Origin of the sequence: Cupriavidus sp. 30B13, from assembly GCF_049059565.2 — a bacterium.
Taxonomy (GTDB): domain Bacteria; phylum Pseudomonadota; class Gammaproteobacteria; order Burkholderiales; family Burkholderiaceae; genus Cupriavidus.
In genome coordinates this window covers 1,335,863-1,355,478 of the sequence record NZ_CP188224.1, presented here as the reverse complement: position 1 = coordinate 1,355,478, position 19,616 = coordinate 1,335,863, and the positions used below count along the sequence as shown (strand labels likewise).

Below are 19,616 nucleotides of genomic sequence, written 5' to 3'. Positions count from 1 at the left end.
CCGGCGAAAAACCAGCCGCGCGCCCGGCCCGGCCATCCTTTTCGCCCAGCCCGCGCGATGCCGGCCGCGCCGCGCGGTTGCAGACAATGCCCGTGCCGCCGCGCATGCCCGTGCCGCTGCCGGTGCCACTGCCCGCCGCGCCCTCGCGCCGCGCCCGCGCGCCATCGCGCAGCCGTTGAGCCGGCCCGCCGCAAGCGCCGCCCGGCCCCCGGGAACAAGGCCACCGGGGCCGGCGGCGCGTGGATGTCTCCATCTTTCCGGCCATCCGAGAGCCTAGTGCTTTTAGCCGCTGTCGCAGCCGTGCCGCATCGCCAAATACTGCTTCGCGTGTGCCAGCAACGTGACATCCGGGTTTCAGGCGGCAAGCGATCACGGCAGGCAAGCAACAAGTGGCAGGCAAGTGCCCGCGGCGCCGCGATGCATGGCGCGCAACACGCGCCCGCCTTGGATGGGAAACACGGGCGTGGCCGGCGACGAGCCGGCAGCGCCTTCGCATCTGGTCGATGCAGCAGTCATGGCCCGGCAGCGCGGATCGCGCGCCGCCGCGCCAGCACCGTCCCCTCGCTTCACCGCAGCGGCGCCGGCAAACATATGCCGGGCACCGACGGGGACGCTTTTTCTGTAGTCGCAGCGCACTCCGGGGGAATCAACGTGAACTCATCGCAGCACAGCCGCAAGCGCTTGCGAACCACGCTCAAGACGACCGCCGTCTTGCTGGCGCTGTTCGCTCGCGAGCATTGCGCCACCGCCGCGGCCAGCCAGCCGGCGCCGGCGCGGCCGCCCGCGCCCGGCGTGGCGCAGCCCGCCATGGCCGGCGAGCATGACCGGCTCAGGCAACGCCTGTTCGACCTCGCCGAAGGCGGCTCGCCGGCCCTGGCGCTGGAGCAGGCCGCCGCGCGCCCGGATGTCTTCGGCACGCGCGACCTGCTGTTGCTCGAGCACCTGCGCCTGGCCCAGCAACTGCGCTGGGCGCGCCAGCAGGCCAGCGCCTCCAACGACCCGGACCGGCTGGAGCCGGCCGACCGCGCGCTGGCGGCGGCCGACGCGCTGCTGGCCCGCATCCCCGCCGACGCGGAGTACGACGCGGTGCGCCGCGCCGCCATGACCGACCGCCTGGTCGCGCTGGCCGTGCGCGGGCGCATGAAGGCCGCCACCGCGCTGTACGTGCAGCTCGCGCAGGCGCCGGAACCGCTGCCGGCCCCGGCCTACGCCGCCGCCGGCGACGCCTACAGCTACCTCGACAAGCCCGACCTCGCCGCGCGCGCCTACGAGCAGGCGCTGCAAAGCCAGGTCGATCCGCTCAAGGACACCACCGAGCCCTATGCCCTGTCGCTGCCGGACGTGGAGGAAAGCCTGTTCTTCGCCTACCTCGACCAGGGCCACTACGAAGCCGCGCGCGCGCTGATCGCCACCATGGCGGGCAAGACGCCGCAGCACGACACGCTCTCCGAGGACGCCGACAAGGTCAATCCGGAGTACGGCCGCGTGCAGAAGCTGCAGGCGCAATACCTGCTCTACACCAACCGCGTCAGCGAAGGCGTGGCCGCGCTGGAAGCGCTGCGCAAGGACGCCCCGTTCGATCCCACCCTGCTGAGCGCGCGCGCCGACGGCGCGCTGGTGCTGGAGCGCCCCTACGGCTCGCTGGCGCTCTACGAGCAGGCGCAGGCCGACCACCCCGGCGACATCGAAAGCCTGGCCGGGCTCGGCAAGAGCGCGCTGCAGATCTACCAGTACGACAAGGCCCGGGCGGTCGCGGCCGCCTTCGACGGCAACTTCCCCGACAACAACGCCGTCAAGAACTTCCAGCGCGAGTACCGCGCCTACGACAGCCCGCAGCTCATCGTCAACGCCACCGGCGAGCACGGCAACTCGGTGCTCGCCGACACCGCCTGGGGCATCGACACGCAGCTCTACTCGCAGCCGCTGGGCAGCTACTGGCGCGTGTTCGCCCACCAGTTCTCCGGGCGCGCCAATACCGGCGACGGCCAGAGCGTGAGCCGCGTGCGCAACGGCATCGGCGGCGACTTCCGGCGCGACGGCTGGGAAGCCGCCGCGGAAGTGCACCAGTCCGCCGGCGGCAACGGCAGGACCGGCGGCACCGGCACCGTGGCATTCCAGCCCAACGACCACTGGCGCTTCGGCGCGGGCGTGGACTCCGACGACAACACGCTGCCGTGGAAGGCCTACCAGGCCGGCGTCACCGGCCGCAGCGCCACCGCCTCGGCGCGCTACATGCAGGACGACACGCGCTACCTCAACGTGATGTACGGCGTGGGGCGCTACAGCGACACCAACCTGCACCAGCTCTGGGAAGGCACCTGGTACCAGCGGCTGATGAACCAGCCGCGCCACCAGGTCTCGATCTGGCTCGACGTCGGCACCAGCAGCAACACGCTGGCCGACACCGCCTACTTCAACCCGCGCCGCGACTACACCGCGCAGGTGCGCTCCATGTACCAGTGGACGCCGTGGCGCTACGCCGAGAAATCGTTCAGCCAGCGCGTCTACGCCACGGTCGGCGGCTACCGGCAGAACGACTTCGGCACCAGCATGCTGTGGGAGGTCCGCCTCGAGCAGTACTGGCAGCTCGGGCGCAAGGCGTCGCTGGCCTACGGCATCGGCGTGGGCAGCAAGCGCTACGACGGCACCCGCGAGACCTCCAAGCTGATCTACCTCAACCTCAACGTCCCGCTATAGGTCATCATGAGCCAATTCAATCGCCGAAAATTCCTGGGCCTGGCCGGCGCGCTGTCGGTGACCCAGAGTGTCCACGCCCGCTACGGCCTGCCCCTGCTGCCGCCGCCGGACCGCGACGACGGACTGACCTTCCGCGTGCTCGCCTTCCACGACATCCGCGACGACCTGCGCGCGGACGTGGACACGGTGGCCGATACCTGCGCCATCAGCACCGCCACGCTCAACAACATCTTCGCCTGGCTCAAGGGCAACGACTTCCACCCGGTCAGCGTCGACCAGATCATCGCCTCGCGCGGCGGCGGCGCGCCCCTGCCCGCGCGCGCCGTGCTGCTGACCTTCGACGACGCCTACCAGAGCCAGTACACCAAGGCCTTCCCGCTGCTGCGGCAATACAACTACCCGGCGCTGGTGGCGGTGGTGTCGAGCTGGACCAACGCCTCGGCGCAGCGGCCGGTGCGCATCAGCCACAAGTCGGTGATGCCGAGCGGCTACTTCATGAGCTGGAGCAACCTGCGCGAGATGGCGCAGTCCGGCCTGGTGGAGATCGCCTCGCACACGCACGACATGCACTACGGCGCGGTGGCCAACCCGCAAGGCAACGAGCTGCCGGCGGCAAGCACGCATCTCTACCTCGCCGCGCTCAAGCGCTACGAGACCGACGCCGAATACGAAGGCCGCGTGGGCGCCGACCTCAAGCAGAGCGCCGACCTGATCCTGGCCAATACCGGCGTCAAGCCGCGCTCGATGGTGTGGCCCTACGGCATGTACAACGCGGTGCTGATCGGCGCCTCGCGCAAGCTCGGCATGCACGTGCACTTCACGCTCGACGACGGCCCCAACACGCCCGACGTGCCGCTGAGCAAGATCCGCCGGCTGCTGGTCTCCTATGACTGGGACGCCGGCATCATGCTCGGGCAGTTCCGCCAGCAATCGGCCTACCGCGGCGACAGCGAGCCGGTCGAGCGGGTGGTCAACGTGGCGCTCGACGACGTCTACGACCCCGACCCCGAACGCCAGGAAGCGCGGCTGTCGCGGCTGCTCGACCGCATCAAGGACCTGGAGCCGAAATCGGTCTACCTGCAGGCCTACCACGACCCCGACGGCAGCGGCACCGCGCAGGCGCTCTACTTTCCCAACCGGCACATGCCGGTGCGCGCCGACCTGTTCTCGCGCGCCGCATGGCAGCTGATCACGCGCGCCGGCGTGCAGGTCTACGCGGCGATGCCGGTGCTCGCCTTCCGGCTGCCGGCGGGCCATCCGGCGGCGGCGCGGCTGGTGGTCGCCGCGCCGGCCGCCACCACGCCGCGCGACGGCTCCGGGCCGCGCCAGCGCACGCGGCTCAGTCCGTTCGACCCGCTCGCGCGCAACACCATCCGCGAGATCTACGACGACCTCGCCCGCTACACCAGCTTCAACGGCATCGTGTTCGGCGAAGACGCCAGCCTGGGCATGGACGAAGACGCCGGCGAAGCCGCGCTGGCGGCCTACGCCGACTGGGGGCTGCCGCGCGGGCTGGCCGCGATCCAGGCCGACCCCGAGCTGCTGCGGCGCTGGTCGGACGCCCGGCTCGAGCACCTGGTCAGGTTCACCGGGCAACTGGCCGACGCCATCAAGGACTACCAGGGCGGCGGCAACGTGCTGACCGTGCGCAGCCTGCCGGCGGACGCGGTGCTCCGGCCCGGCGCGGCGCTGCGCCTGGCCCAGGACCTCGACGTGTTCGCCGCGCGGTACGACTTCGTCAACCTGATGGCCTATCCCGACCCGGGCGGCGGCGCCCCGCCGGCGCCCTGGCTGGACAGCCTGGCCGCCGCCGTGGCGGCGCACCCGGGCGCGCTGTCCAGGACCGTCTTCGCGCTGCTGACGCTGGACGCGCGCACCCGCGCGCCGGTGCCCAGCACGGCGCTGCGCGCCCAGATGGAGCGCCTGCGCGTGGCCGGCGCGAAGCACCTCGGCTACTGCCCGGACCAGTTCATGGCCGGCCAGCCCGACCTGGCCGTGCTGCGCGACGTCATGTCCATGCAGAACCTGGTCCGGCCGCGCGTGGGCATCAAGGCCTAGGCGCGCGGCAACGAAAAAGGAAGCTGGGAGATACCATGAAAAGCACCGCGAGCCTGATCTCGAATTTCGTCTTCTATTACCCGCTGTTCATGTCATACCTGTGGATGACCGGCGGCCTGCTGCATTACTTCCTGATCGAACGGCGCGAGCGCAAGAAGCCGCGGGCGGACGACCCGCCCGAGTTCCCCAAGGTCTCGGTGATCGTGCCCTGCTACAACGAGCAGGACAACGTGCGCGAGGTCGTCGCCAACCTGGCGCGGCTGCGCTATCCCAACTACAACATCATCGCCGTCAACGACGGCAGCAGCGACGCCACCGGCGCCATCCTCAACGAGCTCACCGAGCAGTATCCGCAACTGCTGGTGATCCACCAGAACAACAACGAAGGCAAGGCCATCGGCCTGACCACGGCCACCATGCTGACCGATGCCGAGTACCTGCTCTGCATCGACGGCGACTCGCTGCTCGACCCCGACGCGATCGGCTGGATGCTGCGCCACTTCCTCAAGGACCCCGGCGTGGGCGCGGTCACCGGCAACCCGCGCATCCGCAACCGCACCTCGCTGCTGGGGCGCATGCAGGTGGGCGAGTTCTCCTCCATCGTCGGGCTGATCAAGCGCACGCAGGAAATGTACGGCCGCCTGCTCACCGTGTCCGGCGTGATCTGCATGTTCCGCAAGAGCGCGCTGCGCAGCGTGGGCTACTGGAGCCCCGACATGCTGACCGAGGACATCGACATCAGCTGGAAGCTGCAGGTCAACGGCTGGCGCCTGCATTTCGAGCCGCGCGCGCTGAGCTGGATCCTGATGCCGGAGACCTTCCGGGGCCTGTTCCGCCAGCGCCTGCGCTGGGCGCGCGGCGGCATCCAGGTGCTGCGCCGCTACGCCGCGCCCATCGTCGCGCGCAACCGGCCGATGATGTGGCCGATCTTTCTCGAATACTCCATCAGCGTGGTGTGGGCCTACTGCATGCTGTTCACGCTGGCCATGACGGCGGCCACCGCGCTGTTCACGCTGCCCGATTCCTGGCGCTTCGCCAGCATGCCGCGCGGCGCCGGCGTGTTTCTCTTCCTGACCTGCTGCCTGCAGATCGTGGTCGGCTGCGCGATCGACCACCGCTACGACACGCGGCTGCTGCGCTATCTCCTGGACACGATCTGGTACCCGGTCGCGTTCTGGACCATCAGCATGGTCGCCTCGGTGATCGCCCTGCCCAGCGTGCTGCTGCACCAGCGCCGCACCCGGGCCAGGTGGGTCAGCCCCGACCGGGGCATCCGCGCGGACACGCCGGCATCCGCGCCGCCGCAACCGCCTGCGCCGGCATCGTCGTACGTCACGCAACTTGAGAAGCACCATTGAGGAGGAAACCATCATGGAAAATCCGATCATCGACGCCTCGGGCACCACGCTCAGGCATTACCTGCAGCGCCATGCGCGCAGCGAGGCGCTGCGGCGCTATCTCTGGTACCGCCTGGCGCGGCCGCTGCTGGTGGCCTCGATCTGGGTGATGGCGGCGCTCTACATCCACTGGTGCGTCACCTCGGCGGGCAGCAACGAGTTCACGCTCAGGGGGATCGTGCCCGACGTGCTGGTCGTGCTCGGCATGGTCCTGTCGCTCACGCTGTGGACCACGGTGCGCCGACTCGAGCAAAGCGTCTCCGGCGCGATGCGGCCCGCCCGCGCGGCGCCGGCCGCGACGCTGGACCTGGCCCGCGACGTGGTGCTGGCGGTGGGGCCGAGCCGCCGCCTGGTGGCCTACCACGACGACGACGGCCTGATCTCGCACGTCGCGCCGCTGCAGCAGGAACTCGCCTGATCCGCGCGGCCCGTCCCGCTGCGCGCGGCCGTGCGGGCCGCAGCCGCGCGCAGCCTTCGCCGGGCACGGACTCGCCGCCGTTGCCGTGGTTGCCGTGGCCGCTGAATTGCTGAAGTTGCTGAAGTGGCTGAATTGCTGAAGTTGCCGAACTTACATATCCCGGGGGAACCATCATGTGTGGCATTGTCGGTGCAGTCTCTCAACGTAACGTGACGCCGGTCCTGCTCGAAGGACTGCGGCGCCTCGAATATCGCGGCTACGATTCGTGCGGCATCGCCGTGCTGCAGGAAGGCGAGCCGCGGCGCGCGCGCAGCGTGGCGCGCGTGACCAACCTGGCGCAGCAGGTGCGCCGCAGCCAGCTGGAGGGCACCGTGGGCATCGCCCACACGCGCTGGGCCACCCACGGCGCGCCGCTGACCCATAACGCGCACCCGATCTTCTCCAGCGGCGAGATCGCGCTGGTGCACAACGGCATCATCGAGAACCACGAAGCCCTGCGCGAGACCCTGCGCGCGCGCGGCTATGTCTTCGAGTCGCAGACCGACACCGAGGTGATCGCCCACCTGATCCACCATGCCTTCCACCACGAGGGCGACGGCGACCTGTGCCGCGCCGTGCAGCTCGCGCGCGCCCAGCTGCAGGGCGCCTATGCCATCGCCGTGTTCACGCGCAGCCAGCCGGACCTGGTGATCGGCACGCGCTCCGGCTCCCCGCTGGTGGTCGGCCTGGGCGAGGACGGCAACTACCTGGCCTCGGACACCATGGCGCTCACGGGCAATGCCCAGCGCTTCATCTATCTCGAAGAGGGCGACCTGGTCATGCTGTCGCGCGCGGGCGTGTCGATCGTCGACCGGCACGGCGAGCCGGTCACGCGCGAGACCCACGAACTCGCCGCCACCGCCGCCGCCATCGAGCTCGGCCCGTACCAGCACTACATGCAGAAGGAAATCTTCGAGCAGCCGGCCGTGATCGCCGACGCCACCGAGAACCTGGCCGCGTTCGACCCCGCCCTGTTCGGCGCCGACGCGGCCGCGATGTTCTCCCGCATCGACTCGGTGCTGATTCTGGCCTGCGGCACCAGCTATCACGCCGGGCTGACCGCCAAGTACTGGCTGGAGTCGATCGCCCAGATTCCCACCAGCGTGGAAATCGCCAGCGAATACCGCTACCGGGACAGCGTGCCGAATCCCCAGTGCCTGGTGCTGGTGATCTCGCAGTCGGGCGAGACCGCCGACACCCTCGCCGCGCTCCGGCACGCGCAGCGCATCGGCCATCGCCACACGCTGGCGATCTGCAACGTGGCGGGCAGCGCCATCACGCGCCAGGCGGGCCTGCGCTTTCTCACGCGCGCCGGCACCGAGATCGGCGTGGCTTCCACCAAGGCCTTCACCACGCAGCTGGTGGCGCTGTTCGTGCTCACCGCCACGCTGGCGCGGTGCCGGGGCTGGCTGGGCGCCTGGCAGGAAGCCGTCATGCTGCAGCAGTTGCACCACCTGCCCGCGGCGCTCAACGGCGTGCTCGCGCTGGAGCCGCAGATCAAGGCCTGGGCCGCCACGCTGGCGCGCTACGAGAACGCGCTGTTTCTCGGCCGGGGCATCCATTACCCGATCGCGCTCGAAGGCGCGCTCAAGCTCAAGGAGATCTCGTACATCCATGCCGAAGCCTATGCCGCCGGCGAGCTCAAGCACGGCCCGCTGGCGCTGGTGACGGAGCAGATGCCGGTCATCACGGTCGCGCCCAACAACGCGCTGCTGGAAAAGCTCAAGTCCAACCTGCAGGAAGTGCGCGCGCGCGGCGGCGAGCTCTACGTGTTCGCCGATGCCGGCACCATGATCGAGAACGCGCCCGGGCTGCACGTCATCCGCATGCCGGAGCACTACGGCCGGCTGTCGCCGATCCTGCACGTGGTGCCGCTGCAATTGCTGGCCTACCACACCGCCTGCGCGCGCGGCACCGACGTGGACAAGCCGCGCAACCTGGCCAAGTCGGTCACGGTGGAGTGACCATGGCCCGGCGCGCCACGCCCCGCCTGGCCGGCCTGCTGCCGCTGCTGGCCGCCGGCGCCCTGTGCGGGGCGCCGGCGCTGGCGCCGGATGCCGCGGCGGCGGCCGGCATCGACCGGCGCGCGTACATGCACGGCATCGGCGCGGCGGCGGGGCCGGCCGGCCAGACCTACGTCTTCTTCAGCAGCTCGGGCCTGCCGCCGCGCGGCCCGGGCCGCGACCGCAACTGGACCCACGACATCTACGTCGCCGCCTGGGCGCCCGGCCAGCGCGCCCTTGGCGAGCCGCGCGTGCTGTTCGCGCGCAAGGAGGCACAGGAGCCGGTCTCGGTCGCGCAGGCCGCCGACGGCCGCATCATGCTGACCTTCGAGGACGGCTGGAACACCGCCCGCAGCGTGAGCCAGCGCTACCTGGTGTACGGCGCCGACCTGCAGCCGCGGCGGGCGGGCGTGCGCGACGTGCGCTCCGGCGGCCACTCCGGCCACGTCGCGGCGGTCGGCAACCGCTTCGTGGTGTTCTATTCGGACGACTGGGTCGACGGCGGCGGCGTGGACGACCTGGGCACCGGCAACGGCGTCTATCTCAAGACCTACGACAGCGCCGGCAAGCTGCTGCGCAGCGCCGACGTGGCGCGCGACGCGCGGCAGTGGTGGCCGCTGCTGGCCGCCTCGGACAACGAAGTCCTGCTGGCCTGGCAGGAATACGTGCCGGACCGCACCTATGCCAGGCTGAAGACGGCGGTCTACCGGCCGGGCGACGCGGCGCCGCGCGCGGTGCAGGTGCTCGACGAGCGCCTGGCCTACTACACCTACGGCGTGGCATACGTGCCGGCCCTAGGGCGCTTCCTGGTGGTCGGCACCGGCGACGACGGCAAGGGCTTCGCCCACCTGCTGGACACAGCGGGGCGCGTCGCCGCCTCGCTGCCTTGCATGCCGGCCAGCGTGCGCGAGGCCGGCATCGCGGTGATCGGGGACAAGGCCTTCACGCCGGCGCGCGACGGCCGCCTGCTCCACCTGGCGCTGTCCGCCGATGCCGTCCGCCTGGCCGGCAGCCAGCCCTCGCCGATTCCGTGGACCATCCAGGGCAGCCTGGGCCTGGCGCACTCCGCCGCGTCGCTGCACTGGATCTCGCTGACGCCGGCCGGCCTGCGCGAAGCCGATTTCGACCTCGCCGCGGCCACGCCGCCCTCGCCGGCCGATCTGTGCCGATAGCGCATGGCGCGCGCCCGCCACGGCGCGCCATGCGCTAGCCGCGGTGCCCGCACGACGCCAGGATCTCCCGGGTCTCGATGGCCGCCCGCGCCAGCGCCGCCGCTTCCTCGATGGCTTCGTCCTCATCCAGGGCCAGCCGGTGATCGAGGCCGTCGCAGACGAACCTGCCGCTGAGCACCGAGCCGAGGTCGATCGCGCCCGGCTCCCTGACCGCGAAGGCTTCGTATGCGCTGATCCACAGGCCCGTGGAACTGCGCTGCGCGAATGCCCGGATCTCGAAGCCGCGGTAAGCGAAGTACCTGGCACGCATGTCCCCACCCTTTCCTTTGCGGGCCCGCGGCAACGCCCGCGCGTCAGCCGTTGGCCGCGCGGCGCTCGCCCCGCTCGGCGTCCAGCCGGGCCCCGCGCTGGCGCGCGGCATAGATGGCTTCGGTCTTGTTGCGCACCTGCAGGCGCTGGTAGATCAGCGCCACGTGGCTTTTCACCGTGGCCACCGAGATATTGAGCATCCGGCTGACCGTCTTGATCGGGTAGCCCTGCGACAGCAGCACCAGCACCTCGTACTGGCGCGGCGTGAGCTGCAGGAGCTGGGCCTCGCCGATCAGGTCGGCGCCGCCTTGCGCGGGCAGCGTCGCCAGCGACAGGTGCCGCTCCGGCTTCGGCTCGCCGGCGCCGCCGCGCACCTTGCCGGCCAGCGCCAGGCGGATGACCGCCTCGATCGCGCCCAGCGATGCCGAGCGCGGCAGCCAGGTGCAACTGCCGCGCGCCAGCCCCGGCGGCAGGATGCCGGGCAGCATGGCGTCGGCGAACAACAGCAGGTATTGCGGCGACAGCAGCGTGCACGCGGTTTCCAGCAGCCACTGCTGGCGTTCCGCTTCGGCGGGCACCCCCAGCACCACCAGCGCGATGTCGCCGATGGGGCCGCGCAGCATCGCCAGTTCGGCCGGCGCCACGCAGATCACCTCGCCGACCCCCTCGATACTACCGAGCATGTGGAGCAATCCCAATCGGAGCAGAGGATTGTCTTCGATCAGCAATGCGTTCATGGCCCCGTGGCCAATGATGTCGGTTCTCATATGCTCTGCCTCTTATGGTTCGGCTCAAGCCCGATGCGCCGTAATAATCAGAAATATTCAATCGGCCCGATATGGAACTGGATTTACTTCCAGCCCGGCGATTGCCTGGATTTTTCGGCGGAAAGAAATTCATTGCACAGCGGCATTCCGGCCGCGCGCGAAAATCGGAAGATCGTGAGGATGGCATGCATGCGCGGCCCCCGGGGGGCGGGAAAAAATCGCCCCCATCCGGGTCCGGGATTGCGCGAAAAGGGCGGTACAGGCCCGTTTTCCCGCATCGGTGGAAAAGCTGCGCCATGCCATCTATCCTGGCGGGCCGGATGCCACCTGCATCGGAGGCCAGCAGCCGGAGGCGGGGCAAGGGCCCCGGTCTCCCGCCATTTCCGTTTTTGGAACCTGAGCCGTTATCTGTCGGCCCTTCGCTCATCCACCCGCCCGCCACCCGGCGAAATCAAGCGTGGCCGGATGCGATCGGCCCGCCGTCAATTCGCAATTTATATTCGCCCGCCTTTGCGCGGCGCCGGCGAATATATTCGATTAACAATTGATATCTTTACATGGGGAAGAATATGTCGCAGCTAGCGTTTTTTCTCCCCACTAAGGCGGGGTTTCTGGAAGTTTTATGGATGAGTCCGATTCTCCCATTTCCGCCGCCGCAATCTCCGGGTATACGTGCCCGTCCGCGGCCGATGGCATTTCCCGTCCCGGGACAAGGAGATTATCCGGCCGTGCCCGCGCTGGCGCCTCAGTCCGGCGCGCGCGCGGGCCGGAACGCGTCGCGCAGCTCGCGCTTGAGCACCTTGCCGATGGCGCTGCGCGGCAGCCCCGCCACCAGCTCCAGCGCGGCCAGGCGCTGGGTCTTGCCGACCTGCTCGTTGGTCCAGCCCATCAGCGCTTCGGCCGATAGCGAAGAGGCGCCGTCGCGCGGCACCACGAAGGCCACCGGGGTCTCGCCCCAGCGCTGCGACGGCACGCCCACCACGGCGCAGTCGGCCACGTCGGGGTGCCGCTGCAGCACGGCTTCGAGATCGCTGGGATAGATATTGAAGCCGCCGCTGATGATCATGTCCTTCTTGCGGTCCATCAGCGTGAGGAAGCCGTCCTCGTCGAAGCGGCCCACGTCGCCGGTGCGGATGAACAGCTTGCCGGTGGCGTCGCGCCAGTGGGCGGCGGCGGTCTTCTCGGGCTGCTTGTGGTAGCCGCTCATGATGGTGCTGGAACTGCCCACCACTTCGCCGATCTCGCCCACCGCCACTTCCCTGCCCTCGTCGTCGATCAGGCGGATGTCGTGCCCTTCCATCGGGCGGCCCACGGTATGCAGCTTGTGCGGAAATTCATGCGCGGCCAGCACGCAGCTGCCGCCGCCCTCGGTCATGCCGTAGTACTCCACCAGCCCGCCGGGCCAGCGCCTGAGCACGTCGGCCTTGAGCGCGGCGCTCAGCGGCGCGCTGGTGGAAAACTTCATGCGGTAGGAAGACAGGTCGTAGCTGTCGAAATCCGGGCGCGCCAGCAGGCGCTGGTACTGCACCGGCACCAGCATGCTGTGCGTGACGCGGTGCTGCGCGGCCAGCTCCAGGTAGCGCTGCGCGTCGAACTTCGGCATCAGGATCGCGGTGCCACCCAGCGCCAGCGTGGGCAGGAAGCTCACCAGCGTGGTGTTGGAGTACAGCGGCGTGGAGATCAGCGTGATGGCGTCCGGGCCATAGCCGCTGCTTTCCTGCACGCGGCGGATCTGGTTCCAGCGCAGTTCGTGCGGGTGCACGATGCCCTTGGGCGTGCCCGTGGTGCCCGACGAGTAGATGATGTTGAACACCTGCTGCGGCTCGACCGGCTGCTCCCGCGGGCGGCTGCCCGCGGGCGCGAGCCAGGCCTCGAACGACTGCCCGGCGGGCGCGCCGGCCAGCCCCACCAGCGGCACCGCGATGCTGCCGCGCACCGGCGCGAGTTCGCGCAGCACGTCCGCGTCCACGAACAGCAGCCGGGCATCGGCATCGGCCACCATGCCGGCCAGGCTGGCCGCGGTGGAAGACGGCGCCAGCGGCACCAGCGCCACGCCCGCGCGCAGGCCGCCGACCAGCACCGCCGCGTACTCGGCAGACGCGGCCGCGCAGATGGCCAGCGCCGCGCCGGGCCGCAGGCCGTCGCGCTGCAGGGCGCTGGCGACCCGGTCCGCCAGCGCGTCGAATTCGGCGTAGGTCAGCGTCCGGCGGCTGTCGATCACCGCCAGGTGCGCGGGACGCTCGGCGGCGTGCAGCCGCACGCAGTCGGCCAGGTTGCCGACCGGCCGCGCGAGAAGTTCTGTGATGCCGTCTGTGATGCCCATGGGAATTCCTGTCTCCACTTGGCGCCGCGATCGGCCGCCGCGGCGGCACGGGCCGCGGCGGCTTTCGCGAACGGATTCATGTCGCCGAACGGGCAAGGGCCGCGCCGTTCGTCCGTGCGTCCGCCCGGTTGCGGCGGAACCGGGGGATTCTCGCATGGACACGGCGTTATGTTTTGCGGCCGCGGAAACAGGAAGGCCCCGGGATTTCCCGGGGCCCTTTACCAGAATGGCATGCCGTATGCCCTATGTTCTCAGAGCGGCCCGCCCTCGCCGATCCAGTACGGCGAGCGCCCGTAATACTCATGCAGCGTGGTGCCCCACTGCGGATCGGCCATGGACGGCCAGCTATCCTTGTCGAAGCCCGGCGCGCTCTTGATCCGCTCCGCCGTGATGCCGATGCGGAAGCACTTCTCGTCGGTGTCCAGCGTCAGCGCGCCCCACGGGATGGCGTGCAGCGTGTCGCCCATGCCGAGGAAGCCGCCGCTGGTCAGCACCGCGTAGGCGATGCGCCCGCCGCGCACGTCGAGCATGATCTCGGAGATCTTGCCGACGTGCTCGCCGTCCGAGGAATAGACCTTGTTGCCGTCCAGCGTGGAAGCCGCCATCACCTCCGGGCCGGGACCGTCGCCCACGCCGCCGCCGACAATGGCCGCGCCGCCGGCGGGATCGAGTTGGTTCATGTTCGTCTCCTCAAGAAAGTAGGACGTTACGTGTGAGCGCAACGAACATGCCAGAGCGCGCCGGCGCCACCGCGCGCGCTGTCGCGGCGGCGCGGCCCGGGAAGAATTACAAAGGCGGTAACTTTCTGTGCGCGCGGCGCGGCGCGCCCCGCGCCCGCGCGGCGCCGCGGCATGGCACGGAACCTGCGCCTTGTTCCTTCCCGCCGGCGCACGTCTTGCCCGCGCCCGGCCAGGATTCCCATGCACATATCCCAAGGAGCACTCCCCATGGAAAACGAAGCCAACGCCATCCCGGGCATCGCCGGCAAGGTCGGCACCGCCACCGCCAACGTGGTCGACGCCGCCAAGGACGCCGGCAAGCAGGTCGGCACCGTGGCCCGCATCGAGGCGTCGGGCCTGAAGCGCGAGCTCGACGACCTGATCAGCCGCATTCCCGCCATGTCGGCCGACGCCGTCAACGAAGCCAAGCAGGAGTTCCTGGACAAGGTGGAATCGGCCCGGGACAAGGCGCGCGGGCTGTCCGACAACGTGCGCCAGCAGTTGTCGCAGCGGGCCGAAGACACCGCCGCCTACGTCAAGGAACAGCCGCTGCGCTCGATGGGCATCGCCGTGGGCATCGGCATCATCCTCGGCTTGATGATGCGCGGCGGCGGCCGCGACTACGACTGAAGCCACGCGCCGCGCTGCCGGCCGCGGTGCCGGCGCCCTCCGCTTGTAGGCCATTTCCCTACGCCCGATTCCGCCGCCGCCGATACGCATTTGCCGCCCCGCCGACGCCGCCGCGCGCCCCGCCCGCCTACGATGGAATCAAGGCATGCCGCGACGCCCGGCCAGACAGCAAAGACCGGAGCGCCAAGGCTGCCGCCGATGACACGGAGGACGAAATGGGCCCGGACATCACCACCCTGCACGCGATCGTGGCCAAATGGATCGCCCCCGCCGAGGGCCTGCCGGTGCATGTGGCGCGCTTCGGCAGGACGCACGGCGGGCGGGTACCTTACGTATGCGTGCAGCGCGCCGCCGACAAGCTGTTCTTTTTCCGCCACGGCGATGGCTCGTGGCGCGTGTTCCCGCCGGCCGCGCAGTTCACCGCGCGCGGCTGACCGGGGCCAGCGGCCGAAAAACGAAGGGGGGCCACGCCCCCCGCCGCTTTCGCCCCCGCTTCAGGCCGGCGCCTAGGCCGGCGCCTCATAGTCGACCTGGTGCCGCGAGATGCGCAGGTCGCCCAGCTCTTCCTTCACGCGCAGATGCTCCGGATGCGTGGCATAGCCCTCCAGCGCGCTCTGCGACTCGAACTCCGAGTACAGCACCACGTCGCAGGCGTAGTTGACCCTGCTCGAATCCACGCCCACTTCCAGGTGCCGCAGGCCCGGTATGCGCCCGCGCAGCCCTTCGAAGGCCTGCTTGAGCCTGGCCACGGCGTCGCGCTTGTCCCGCTCGGTCTCGCCGCGCAGGTTCCACATCACGATGTGTTTGACGATGGACACGATTCCTTCTCCCCTAGGTCTTCGTTCGGCCCGGCCAGCCTCAGGCCGGCGGGAAGCCGGCCTTCTGCGGCCACAGGTTGGCGAAGGCGTGGATGGTGGACTGGCCGTATACGCCGGCCCGCGTGAACGGCTCCTGCGCCAGCCAGGCGCGGGCCTGCGCCTGCGAGGGGAAGTCGATCACCAGCAGGCTGCCGACCATGGTTTCGCCGTCGTCGCCGAGCAGCGGGCCGGCAAAGGCGATGCTGTCCGCCTTGGCGCCCAGGTAGACCTTGTGTTCGGGGCGGATCCTGGCGCGCAGTTCGCCGGCGCCGGGCTTGTCGAGCAGATGGAATACGAACAGCATGGGAATTACCTCCGGTTGGATGGGGTTGCCGCCGGCGCGGCCGGCGTCGGGTTGAGGATGAAATCGAAATCGAGCGTGTAGAACGGCGTGGCCGAGACCGTGCCGTCCGGCGCGGTACCCGCGTCGTGCCGCACCCAGTCGCCGATCAGCGAGCTGCGCACGCCGAACACGGCGTCGGAATCGAGATACTCGCCGCCCTCGCGGAACACGTGAGTGATGAGCGTCTGGTAGCCGGGCGCCGAGATCATGAAGTGCAGGTGGGCGGGGCGCCACGGATGGCGCCCGAGCGCGTCGAGCATGCGGCCCACCGGACCGTCGTGCGGGATCGGGTAGCACTCGGCCACGATGGACTTGAAATGGAAGCCGCCGTCGGCGTCGGCGCGCAGCGCGCCGCGGCCCCGATGCTCCTCCAGCCCGGCCTGCTGCACGTCGTAGAAGCCCTCGGCGTCCGCCTGCCACACTTCCAGCCGCGCGCCGGGCACCGCCTCTCCGGTGATGCTCCGGACCCGGCCGCTGACGTAGCACGGCTCGCCCGCCATGCCGTTGCCCACGTCGGCGCCGAGCTCGTATTCGGGCGCGCCGTCCACGTAGAACGGGCCGAACACGGTGGACTCGGTGCAGCCGCGCGGCTTCTTGTGGTTCTGGGCGGTCACCAGCGTGGACAGGCCCAGCGTGTCGGACAGCAGGATGAACTCCTGCCGGGTGCCGCTGCAGGTGTGGCCCACCTCGGTGAGGAACTGGATGCCGGCGGCCCATTCCTCTTCGGTGAGCTGCACCTCGCGCGCGAAGGCGTGCAGATGCTGGACCAGGCTGGTCATGATCTGCTTGAGCCGGCCGTTGGGCATGTCGGCATGCCGCGCGAGCACGGCCTGGGTGATGGTCTCTTCGTCGAGGTTGCGCATGATGTCTGTCCTGTCGTTGAAAGTGTGCGTGCGCCGCTCAGGTCTTGGCGGCGTCTTCCCAGCGCGGGCAGGCACGCTTTTCCACCGGCACGTCGAGCGCCTGGTAGTTGGTCTTGTCGATCACGGTGGCGGGCAGCACGATGCTCTGCGTCACCGGCATGCCGCGCAGCTTGCGGATGGCCGCCATGGTGCCCAGGCAGCCCTGGGCGAAGCCGTTGTAGTCACCGGTGGCCAGCAGGGTGCCGGCCTTGATCGCGTCGATGGCCTCCTTGGTGCCGTTGATGCCGGACACCAGCGCCTTGCGGTTGGCGCCCTGCAGCGCCTCGATGGCGCCGATGGCCATGGCGTCGTTGGCGGCGAAGATGCCGTCGATCTGCGGGTACGACTGCATCAGGTTCTCCATCACCTGCAGGGCCTGCAGGCGCTGGTAGTTGGCCGGCTGCGACGCCAGCAGCTTGACGTTGGGATAGGCCTTGAGCGCATCGTGCAGGCCGCGCACGCGGTCGATGTTGGTGAGCGAGCCCTTGATGCCTTCGAGCACGATCACGTTGCCCTTGCCGCCCATCGCCTTGAACAGGTGGCTGGCGGTCTTCAGGCCGAGGTCGTAGTCGCTGGCGCCGACGAAGGACACGAAGCTGCCCACGTCGCTTTTGTCGGTGACGTTGATCACCGGGATATTGGCCGCGTTCATCTTCTTCACGCCAGGGCCCATCGCCTTGTAGTCCACCGGCACGAAGACGATGGCGTCGGCCTTCTTGACGATCACGTCCTCGATCTGGCTCATCTGCTCGGGGATGCTGTCCGGCTTGGTGGGAATGTAGTGCGTCACGCGCGCGTTCATGCTCTTGGCTGCCGAGTCCGCGCCCTGGCGCAGCACCTGGAAGAACGGGTTGGTCTGGTTCTTGGTGAAGACCGCGATGCGTTCGCCGTCGGCATGGGCCGGCAGGGCCAGCGCGGCGGCGGCGAGGGCCAGCAGGCCGGCCAGTTGCTTGAGCTTGGGTGCGTTCATCATGTCTCCTTGTGTGGTCTGTGTTGTGTTGCTGCGAAAGCCGGTGATGCGAAACGAAACCGCCCGAAACCGCCCTGACTAGCCGCGCGTGCCCAGCCGCTTGCGCGACAGCGTGTCGAGGAATACCGCCAGCACCACGATCACGCCGGTCACCAGCGGCTGCCAGTTGGCGCTCACCGTGAGCAGGTTCATGCCGTTGAGCACCAGCGTGAGGATGATGGCGCCCACCAGCGTGCCGGACACCCGCCCCACCCCGCCGAACAGCGAGGTGCCGCCGATCAGCACCGCGGCGATGGCCGGCAGCGTGAGCGATTCGCCGATGTCGCCCTCGGCCGAGTTCAGCCGCGCCAGGAACACCAGGCTGGCGATGCCGGCCATCGCGCCGCTGACCAGGTAGACCAGCACCAGCCGCTTGATCACCGGCACGCCCGACAGGCGCGCGGCCACCGGGTTGGCGCCGATGGCGTAGATCTCCTGCCCGTAGGTGGTCTTCTGCGACATGGCGGTGCCGGCCAGCAGGAACAGCAGCATCAGGTAGACCGGCACCGGCACGCCCAGCAGGTAGCCGCTGCCGATGGCGCGGAACCCGGGCGGGAAGCCGTGGATGGTCTCGCCCGCCATGAACCAGTAGGTCACGCCGTGCAGCACCCACAGCATGCCGTAGGTGGCGATGAACGGCGGGATGCGCAGCAGCGCCACCAGCAGGCCGTTGGCCAGGCCGATCAGCGCGCCGGTGCCCAGGCCGGCGCCCATGCCCAGCATGGTCGAGCCGGTGGCCTTCATCACGGTGGCCGCCACGCACGCCGACATGGCCACGTTGGCCCCCACCGACAGGTCCAGCCCGCCGGTCAGGATCACCAGCGTCAGGCCCGAGGCCAGCAGGAACAGCAGGCTGGCCTGGCGCAGCACGTTGAGGATGTTGCCCAGCGTCAGGAACGCATCGGACGCCAGCGCCAGCGCCAGGCACAGCAGCCCGAGCGCGAACAGCCGGTAGGCGAACGAGCGCGCGTCCGCCGACAGCGGCGGGAACAGAGTGGCCGTGTTCATGCTTTCTCCTTGCCCTTGCCGGTGCCCTTGAACGATTCGATCAGCAGCACCACCAGCACCAGCAGGCCGATGGCCGCCACCTGCACCGACGACTGCACGCCGACCAGGTTCAGCCCGTTGCGCAGCACGCCCACCGCCAGCACGCCCAGCACCGTGCCGGGCAGCCAGCCGTTGCCGCGGTCGAAGGTGGTGCCGCCCACCGCCACCGCGGCGATGGCGTCGAACTCCATGCCGATGGCGGCGGTCGGGTGCCCCGCGTTCATGCGCGCGGTCAGCAGCAGCGCCGCCACCCCGGCCATCAGGCCGCCCAGCACGTACACCAGGATCAGGTACGCGTTGACGCGCACGCCGGAGAACTTGAGCGCCTCGCGGTTGCCGCCCAGCGCGAACACGTAGGCGCCGAAGCGCGTGCGGTACAGCAGCCAGTGGAACAGGCCGTAGAAGGCCACGCCGATCCACAGCGGGAACGGAATGCCCAGCCACTCGCCGGAGTAGATCAGCGGGATGGTGTCGCCGATGCCCACCACGCTCTGGCCGTCGGTGACCACCAGCGCCAGCCCCTGCGCCACGCCCAGCGTGCCGAGCGTGGCCACGAACGGCGGGATCTCCAGCCACGACACCAGCGCGCCGTTGAGCAGCCCGAACGCCAGCCCGGTCAGCAGCGCCGCGCCCAGCGCCAGCGGCAGCGACCCGGTCGCCACCATCACCATGGCCAGCACCACGCCGCACAGCGTCAGCACGGCGCCCATCGACAGGTCCAGCCCCTCGGTCATGATGATCAGCGTCATCGGCAGCGCGATCAGCAGCAGGATGGTCGACTGCGTGCCGATGTTGAGCAGGTTCTCCACGCTCAGGAAGCCGGAAGCCGTCAGGCTGAAGGCCAGCCCCAGCAGCAGCAGGACCCAGACCGAGCCCGGCATCCTGCCGAGCGGATTGCCGAGGGCCTGGCCCGGAAGCCTCGTCAT

Annotated in this window: 18 protein-coding genes; 8 read left to right on the top strand and 10 right to left on the bottom strand. The window is 69.8% G+C overall.

Translation table 11 applies throughout. The annotated features are described in order from the left end of the window. Nucleotides 1–651: 651 nt before the first annotated feature. From pgaA to ACKI2N_RS25150, 6 genes are all read left to right on the top strand, one after another. Nucleotides 652–2,697 (top strand): poly-beta-1,6 N-acetyl-D-glucosamine export porin PgaA, encoded by a 2,046-nt coding sequence (gene pgaA, locus ACKI2N_RS25175; RefSeq protein ID WP_420991517.1) that lies wholly within the window; start codon nucleotides 652–654, stop codon nucleotides 2,695–2,697. 6 nt (nucleotides 2,698–2,703) lie between these two features. Beyond that, nucleotides 2,704–4,755, top strand: coding sequence for a poly-beta-1,6-N-acetyl-D-glucosamine N-deacetylase PgaB (gene pgaB / locus ACKI2N_RS25170; RefSeq protein WP_420991516.1), 2,052 nt, complete (start codon nucleotides 2,704–2,706; stop codon nucleotides 4,753–4,755). Nucleotides 4,756–4,790: 35 nt separating this feature from the next. Beyond that, nucleotides 4,791–6,113, top strand: coding sequence for a poly-beta-1,6-N-acetyl-D-glucosamine synthase (pgaC, locus tag ACKI2N_RS25165; RefSeq protein WP_420991515.1), 1,323 nt, complete (start codon nucleotides 4,791–4,793; stop codon nucleotides 6,111–6,113). Nucleotides 6,114–6,126: 13 nt separating this feature from the next. Beyond that, on the top strand, nucleotides 6,127–6,570 hold the full coding sequence (locus tag ACKI2N_RS25160; RefSeq protein ID WP_420991514.1) for a hypothetical protein: 444 nt from the start codon (nucleotides 6,127–6,129) through the stop codon (nucleotides 6,568–6,570). A gap of 173 nt (nucleotides 6,571–6,743) precedes the next feature. Beyond that, nucleotides 6,744–8,573 (top strand): glutamine--fructose-6-phosphate transaminase (isomerizing), encoded by a 1,830-nt coding sequence (gene glmS / locus ACKI2N_RS25155; protein ID WP_420991513.1) that lies wholly within the window; start codon nucleotides 6,744–6,746, stop codon nucleotides 8,571–8,573. 2 nt (nucleotides 8,574–8,575) lie between these two features. Continuing rightward, nucleotides 8,576–9,784 (top strand): hypothetical protein, encoded by a 1,209-nt coding sequence (locus tag ACKI2N_RS25150; protein ID WP_420991512.1) that lies wholly within the window; start codon nucleotides 8,576–8,578, stop codon nucleotides 9,782–9,784. A gap of 34 nt (nucleotides 9,785–9,818) precedes the next feature. Here ACKI2N_RS25150 and ACKI2N_RS25145 read toward each other — a convergent pair whose 3' ends face one another. The 4 genes from ACKI2N_RS25145 to ACKI2N_RS25130 form a co-directional block, all read right to left on the bottom strand. Further along, nucleotides 9,819–10,094, bottom strand: coding sequence for a hypothetical protein (locus ACKI2N_RS25145; RefSeq protein ID WP_420991511.1), 276 nt, complete (start codon nucleotides 10,092–10,094; stop codon nucleotides 9,819–9,821). Between the two features lie 43 nt (nucleotides 10,095–10,137). Beyond that, nucleotides 10,138–10,776 (bottom strand): response regulator transcription factor, encoded by a 639-nt coding sequence (locus ACKI2N_RS25140; protein ID WP_420991510.1) that lies wholly within the window; start codon nucleotides 10,774–10,776, stop codon nucleotides 10,138–10,140. Between the two features lie 829 nt (nucleotides 10,777–11,605). After that, nucleotides 11,606–13,183 carry a class I adenylate-forming enzyme family protein gene (locus ACKI2N_RS25135; protein WP_420991509.1) on the bottom strand — a complete coding sequence of 526 codons (1,578 nt, stop codon included), beginning with the start codon at nucleotides 13,181–13,183 and terminating at the stop codon, nucleotides 11,606–11,608. Between the two features lie 251 nt (nucleotides 13,184–13,434). After that, nucleotides 13,435–13,863 carry a PRC-barrel domain-containing protein gene (locus tag ACKI2N_RS25130; RefSeq protein WP_420991508.1) on the bottom strand — a complete coding sequence of 143 codons (429 nt, stop codon included), beginning with the start codon at nucleotides 13,861–13,863 and terminating at the stop codon, nucleotides 13,435–13,437. A gap of 267 nt (nucleotides 13,864–14,130) precedes the next feature. Here ACKI2N_RS25130 and ACKI2N_RS25125 point away from each other — a divergent pair, with 267 nt between their 5' ends. Further along, nucleotides 14,131–14,532, top strand: coding sequence for a DUF883 family protein (locus ACKI2N_RS25125; protein ID WP_420991506.1), 402 nt, complete (start codon nucleotides 14,131–14,133; stop codon nucleotides 14,530–14,532). A 215-nt stretch (nucleotides 14,533–14,747) separates the two neighbouring features. Continuing rightward, complete coding sequence (locus ACKI2N_RS25120; RefSeq protein WP_420991505.1) at nucleotides 14,748–14,966, top strand: hypothetical protein; 219 nt, start codon at nucleotides 14,748–14,750, stop codon at nucleotides 14,964–14,966. 72 nt (nucleotides 14,967–15,038) lie between these two features. Here ACKI2N_RS25120 and ACKI2N_RS25115 read toward each other — a convergent pair whose 3' ends face one another. The 6 genes from ACKI2N_RS25115 to ACKI2N_RS25090 all read right to left on the bottom strand — a co-directional run bounded on the left by ACKI2N_RS25115 (nucleotide 15,039) and on the right by ACKI2N_RS25090 (nucleotide 19,616). After that, the gene (locus ACKI2N_RS25115) at nucleotides 15,039–15,350 is read right to left on the bottom strand and encodes a Dabb family protein (RefSeq protein ID WP_420991504.1); all 312 of its coding nucleotides are present in this window, start codon (nucleotides 15,348–15,350) and stop codon (nucleotides 15,039–15,041) included. A gap of 40 nt (nucleotides 15,351–15,390) precedes the next feature. Further along, nucleotides 15,391–15,693 carry a YciI family protein gene (locus ACKI2N_RS25110; protein ID WP_420991503.1) on the bottom strand — a complete coding sequence of 101 codons (303 nt, stop codon included), beginning with the start codon at nucleotides 15,691–15,693 and terminating at the stop codon, nucleotides 15,391–15,393. 5 nt (nucleotides 15,694–15,698) lie between these two features. After that, nucleotides 15,699–16,595 carry an intradiol ring-cleavage dioxygenase gene (locus tag ACKI2N_RS25105; RefSeq protein WP_420991502.1) on the bottom strand — a complete coding sequence of 299 codons (897 nt, stop codon included), beginning with the start codon at nucleotides 16,593–16,595 and terminating at the stop codon, nucleotides 15,699–15,701. Nucleotides 16,596–16,632: 37 nt separating this feature from the next. Further along, entirely contained in the window at nucleotides 16,633–17,607 is a 975-nt protein-coding gene (locus ACKI2N_RS25100) for a sugar ABC transporter substrate-binding protein (RefSeq protein ID WP_420991501.1), read from the bottom strand. 75 nt (nucleotides 17,608–17,682) lie between these two features. Further along, nucleotides 17,683–18,651 (bottom strand): ABC transporter permease, encoded by a 969-nt coding sequence (locus ACKI2N_RS25095; protein ID WP_420991500.1) that lies wholly within the window; start codon nucleotides 18,649–18,651, stop codon nucleotides 17,683–17,685. Continuing rightward, nucleotides 18,648–19,616, bottom strand: a complete 969-nt coding sequence (locus tag ACKI2N_RS25090) for an ABC transporter permease (RefSeq protein WP_420991499.1) — start codon at nucleotides 19,614–19,616, stop codon at nucleotides 18,648–18,650. Before ACKI2N_RS25090 ends, ACKI2N_RS25095 begins: the two co-directional genes overlap by 4 nt.